The sequence below is a fragment of the Rhodococcus chondri genome (assembly GCF_036327435.1).
GTDB lineage: Bacteria > Actinomycetota > Actinomycetes > Mycobacteriales > Mycobacteriaceae > Rhodococcus > Rhodococcus chondri.
This window is the reverse complement of sequence record NZ_JAUZMZ010000250.1, coordinates 1-5,218: the sequence shown is the minus strand read 5'-3', so window position 1 is coordinate 5,218 and position 5,218 is coordinate 1. Positions and strand designations below refer to the sequence as shown.

At 67.9% G+C, this 5,218-nt stretch carries 5 protein-coding genes; all 5 read right to left on the bottom strand.

The features are described from left to right. Positions 1 to 36: 36 nt before the first annotated feature. Positions 37 to 1,263: an MCE family protein gene (locus Q8814_RS24280; RefSeq protein WP_330154525.1), complete on the bottom strand. Its 1,227-nt coding sequence runs from the start codon at positions 1,261 to 1,263 to the stop codon at positions 37 to 39. Further along, the gene (locus tag Q8814_RS24275; protein ID WP_330154524.1) at positions 1,260 to 2,279 is read right to left on the bottom strand and encodes an MCE family protein; all 1,020 of its coding nucleotides are present in this window, start codon (positions 2,277 to 2,279) and stop codon (positions 1,260 to 1,262) included. The genes Q8814_RS24280 and Q8814_RS24275 overlap by 4 nt, the downstream gene beginning before the upstream one ends. Continuing rightward, complete coding sequence (locus Q8814_RS24270; RefSeq protein ID WP_330154523.1) at positions 2,276 to 3,292, bottom strand: MCE family protein; 1,017 nt, start codon at positions 3,290 to 3,292, stop codon at positions 2,276 to 2,278. The genes Q8814_RS24275 and Q8814_RS24270 overlap by 4 nt, the downstream gene beginning before the upstream one ends. After that, complete coding sequence (locus Q8814_RS24265; RefSeq protein ID WP_330154526.1) at positions 3,289 to 4,449, bottom strand: MCE family protein; 1,161 nt, start codon at positions 4,447 to 4,449, stop codon at positions 3,289 to 3,291. The genes Q8814_RS24270 and Q8814_RS24265 overlap by 4 nt, the downstream gene beginning before the upstream one ends. Positions 4,450 to 4,481: 32 nt before the next feature. Then, the coding region (locus Q8814_RS24260; RefSeq protein ID WP_330154522.1) for an ABC transporter permease at positions 4,482 to 5,218 on the bottom strand (737 nt) is incomplete at its 5' end.

The following is a 5,218-nucleotide window of genomic DNA, read 5'->3' as shown; positions in this document are numbered from 1 at the left end:
CGATTTTCGCGTGTCGACCTCTCAGCGGCAGTCGCGTCATGGTGTCCCCGGCAGCAGGAGGTCGGTGAGGTTCGAGGGCGGGGGCACATCCGGGGCGGGATCGTTCGGCGCGAGTCCCGGCTCGGAGTACACCAGCTGGTCGGGCAGCGCACCGACACCTCGGGTGGGGTTGATCCGAACCGGCGGGTATTCCATCGTGAGCAGCGGCAGGATCGGGCCCAGGTATTGCACACACAATTCGGAGCCGGTGTGGGCGTCGACCTGTTCGGCCGCGGCGAGCGCCGAACAGATGAACTGGGCGGGGTTCGCGAAATTGGTCAGCGCCAACGCCGACACCACCGTGTTGTGCGCGGGCTGATAGATGTTCTGCAGGTTCGACAGTGCGGTGGGGGCTACGTGCAGCACCTGCGCGATGCCGTCGCGCTGCGCGGCGAGGACATCGGTGAGTTCGCCGGTGCGACCGACCGCCGTGTCGATTCGGGCGCGATTGTCGCGCACGAAACGTTCGACATCGACGAGGACGGTGTCGAGAGTCGTGAGGGCAGCGCCGATGTCGTCGCGATTCGCGTCGAGGGTCGATGTGACCGACGCCAGCCGGTGGTGGAACGAGACGATCTGCTCGCCGCTCGTCGACAGCGCATCGACGAACACCTGCAGATGAGCCAAGGTGCCGAACAGATCCTGGCGGCCGTCCGAGACGGTGCGCAGCGCCTCCGACAACTGTTCGAGCGTGTCGCGCAGTGCCGGACCTCGACCCTCGACGTTCGCGGCCGCGGTGTCCAGGACCTCGCCGAGCGGCCCCTGCGGATCGTCCGGTGTGGGACCGAGTTCGGTGGTCAGGCGCGACAATTGCTCGGTGATCTCGTCCCATTCGACGGGGACGGCGGTTCGGTCGAGTGCGATGGTGCCGCCCGGGGGGAGTTCCGGACCGCCGGTGTACGGCGGGGTGAGTTGCAGGAAACGGGCCGACACGAGGGTGGGGGCCATGATCGCGGCCTGCGCGGCTGCGGGGAGGGGATGCGCGTCGTCGACGTCGAACGTGATCACCACGCGGTCGCCGCGTGGCTCGATCGCCGTGATCCGCCCGACCTCCACGCCCATGATCCGCACATCGTCACCCACGTACAGTCCACGGCTGGTGGTGAACTCGGCAGAATACTCCCGGACGGACCGCCACGGTGCGAGCGCGAACGACGCCACAGCGACGACGACGAGCAGTGCGAGAAGGGTCGGCCACGTCCGGATGAGACGCGTACGGGTCACGGCGTACCTCCCGGGCCGGTGAAGCCGGCGCGCTCGAGTGCGGCCGTCAGGGCGGGTTCGATGACCTGCGCGGGCAGCAGATTCTGGATGTACGAGTTGAAGAACGGACCCGACGCGACGGCCTCGCCGAGTTCGGTCGCATACGGGCCGAGTCGCTCGATCGCCAGCGCGATGTTGTCGCGGTTGCGGGTGAGGATGTCGAGGATCGCATTCACCTTCCCGAGGGTGGGCGCCAGCTGGGCCTCGTTGTCCGCGATGAGGTTCCCGAGCCCCACCGACAGTGCCTGCACATTCGCGAACAGTGTGTCGAGGGAGCGCCGGCGGTGGTCGAGTTCGATCAACAACCGGTCGGCGTCGACGATCAGTCCGTCGATGGCGTCGCTCCGCTCGGCGAGTACCGCCGTGACCTGCTCGGCGTGGCCCAGCAGCTCGCGCAGTGATTCGTCGCGCGTGGCGACGGTGGCGGACAGGCGTAGCACGCCGTCGAGTGCGGCGGCCACATCGTCGGGTGTGTCGCGAAGGGTTCCCGACAGCGCGCGCATCGATGCTCGCAGTTGTTCCGCATCGAGATCCGATGTGGTGGTGGTGAGATCACCGAGCGCGTCGGTGAGTTGATACGGGGCGGTGGTGCGGTCGAGGCCGAGTGTGCTGCCGGGTTCGAGCCGTCCGGATCCGGCGGGCCGTACTCGCAGGTGCCGCGCACCCAGCGCGGTAGCAGTGGCGATTTCGACGGTGGTGTCGGTGCCGAGGGTCACCCGGTCGTCGACCGTGAAGGTCACTGCCACCGCGTCGTGGTCGATGTCGATGCCGGTGACCCGGCCGGCGTCCTTGCCGGACACCTGCACGGTGTCGCCGTCGTTCAGGCCGCCCGCATCGACGAATCGGGCCGTGTACGACGTGCCGTCGTCGAACAGCGACAGCGAGCGAATGTTCAATGCACACAACACCGACAACACCAGGACAACGGTGCCGACCACCCCGACGCGTACCTGGTTCATCTCACGGAACTGTGTCATGCGGGTGCGCACCTGCCCGTCGTCTGACCGAACAGCGGCGAGGTGACGGTGTTCCCGGACGGGTCACCGACTTTGATGAGCATGCCGCACAGGTAGTAGTTGAAGAATCCGCCGTACGCGCCGAGGCGGGTGAGCGCGGCATACGCGTCGGGCAGTTGGGTGGCCAGCTGGTCGATGGTGGCGCTGCGTGACTCGAGTTGTGTCGCCACGTTGCCTGTTTCACGGATGGTGCCCGCCAGCGGAATCCGGGCGTCGTCGAGCAGGGCCGCGACCGAGGCGCTTGCGGTGTCGAGGTGCGCCACGGATTCCGCGAGCAGCGCGCCGTCGTCCGCCAGACCGGACGCCAGTTCCCGGGCCCGCACGAGCGCGGCGTCGAACGTGTCGCGGTGCGCTGCGAGATTCGCCAGCACCAGCTCGAGATTCGTGACGACCCGACCGACCAGCGCGTCGCGATCGGCGATGCTCGATGTCAGTGACGCCGCATGCACGAGAACTGATTCGACGGTGCCGCCCTGCCCTTGCAGCACCGTGAGCAGGTCGGAGGAGAGCTGATTGACCTGTTCCGGTTCGAGCGCGCGGAACAGCGGTTCGAAGCTGCCGATGAGCACGTCCAGGTCGAGCGCCGGTTCGGTGCGTTCGGTGCCGATGGTGCCACCCGGTTCCATGAGCGCCGGTCGGCCGGGACCGTCGTCGAGTTCGAGATAGCGGTCGCCGACCAGGTTCAGGTACCGGACTTTCGCGACGGTCGACTGGGTCGGGGTGTAGATGGATTCGACGTCGAAGGCCACCTCGATGCGGTTGCCGTCGGTGAAGTCCACGTCGGACACCCGCCCGACCTCCACCCCGGAAACTCGCACGAATTGGCCTTCCTCGAGCCCGGACACGTCGTCGAAGATCGCGTGATACCGGGTGTAGTCGGCGAACCGGAACTGGCCGAACACGACGAACAACGCCCCGAGAATCACGAGCATCACCGTGGCGTAGATCGCGGCGGCGATCGCGGTACGGGTCATCGCGCACCGCCGGATTGCACTCCACCGGAGAGGAGTTCGAACAGCGACCCGGGCACGAAGACGGGGGAGCGGTGACCTGCCTCGAACGGGTTCGCGCCGGTATCCGTCACCAGATAGGGCGCGGGAGTCTCGGCCGGCGTCACGATCGGCAGCGGGCCGCAGCGCGGACCGCCGGTGGCCTCGACTACAGGAAGATTCCGTGGATACTCGTACGGGTCGACGCCGAGCAACACGGTGGAATTGAGCATCATCGTCGCACCGTTGCCGCCCGACGCGGGCTCGGCGAGTTGCCGCGCACGGTCGGCGCCCTGGAAAAAGCACGGCAACACCGGCGAGTACTCCTCGAGAAGCGACGCCGTAGGCCGGAGCAGGTCGAGCACATCCACGATCGGAACGATGTTCGGTTCGACGACCCGGCGGCCCGCGTCGCCCATCCCCGTCGTCGCGAGCAGCAGTCTGTCGAGGTCATCGGCGTGCTCGACGACCGTGGCACCCGTGACGGTGAGATTGTCGAGCGAACCCATCACTTCTTCCGTCGCTGCGGCGTAGATGTCGGCGGTGGCCTCGGCGGCGTCGAGATCGCGGCTCAGCGCTCCGAGGCGCGGTTCGATCCGGCTCAGGACGGTGTCGGCGTCGGTGAGTGCGCCGCCGAGTGTGTCGCCCTGCCCGCGCAGCGCGGAGGCCAGCGCCCCGAGGGTGCTGTTGAGTTTCGCCGGGTCCACGGCCTGCAGGACGGCGGAGAGCGATTCGAAGACCGTGTTCGTCTCGACCGTCACGCCGGAGGCGCGCAACACCGCTCCGTTCTGCAGTCCCGCGGCGCCGGGCCGTTCCGGGTCGGTGAGCGTGACGTACTTGGCTCCGAACACCGTCGTCGCGCGGATATCGGCACCGGCGTTCGCGGGGATGCGTGCGGCGTCGTCGGGGTGCAGTCGCAGTTCGACGTGGACCCCCGACGGTGTGTGCCGCACCTCGGAAACGGTGCCCACCTGCACCCCGTGGGATTTCACCATTGCGCCCGGCTCGAGCACGAGGCCACTGCGCGCGGTCTCGACGGTCACGACGACTCCGGGGACGAACGAGCCACGAAAACTGTGGTACACGAACAGCAATATGCCCACCGACACCACGACCAGACCGGCTGCGGCCAAGCGCGGCACCCTGTTCGTCGGTGTCTCGGTGCGCATCGTGGTCAGCCCGCCAGATGCAGTTGACGGCTGCTGCCGTAGAGAGCCAGCGAGATCAGCAGCGTCACCATCACGACGGCGATCAGCGACATGCGCACCGCGCGGCCTGTTGCGACACCGACTCCGGACGGCCCGCCCGACGCGGTGTACCCGTAGTAGCTGTGGATCGTCATCACCAGCACCGCCATGGCGACGGCCTGGACGAACGACCACAACACGTCGGCCGGCCGCAGGAAGGTCGTGAAGTAGTGGTCGTAGACACCGGGGGATTGGCCGAGGATCACGACTGTCGCGATGCGGCCGGCCAGGAACGACGCGAGCACCGACAGCGAGTACAGCGGGATCACCGCGATGAGACCGGCCAGGATGCGGGTGCCCACGAGGTAGGGCACCGAACGGACGGCCATCACTTCGAGGGCGTCGATCTCCTCGCTGATCCGCATCGCGCCCAGTTGCGCGGTGGTACCGGCGCCGAGGGTGGCGGCCAGACCCACGCCGGCGGTGACGGGCGCGACCACCCGGACGTCGACGTACGCCGACAGGAACCCGGTGAGCGCTTCGACGCCGATGTTGCCGAGCGAGGTGAAGCCTTGGACCGCCACCGTCGCGCCCGCGAACAGCGTCAGAAAACCCATGATCGCGACGCTGCCGCCGATCATCGCCAGCACTCCGGAACCGAGTCCGATCTCGGAGACCACCCGCAGCGTCTCCCGCGGATGGTGACGCGACGCGCGACCGGTCG

Excerpts from the sequence above, each read along its gene's own strand:
- Q8814_RS24275 (WP_330154524.1), bottom strand. The coding sequence starts at position 2,279 with ATGACACAGTTCCGTGAGATGAACCAGGTACGCGTCGGGGTGGTCGGC.
- Q8814_RS24270 (WP_330154523.1), bottom strand. The coding sequence starts at position 3,292 with ATGACCCGTACCGCGATCGCCGCCGCGATCTACGCCACGGTGATGCTC.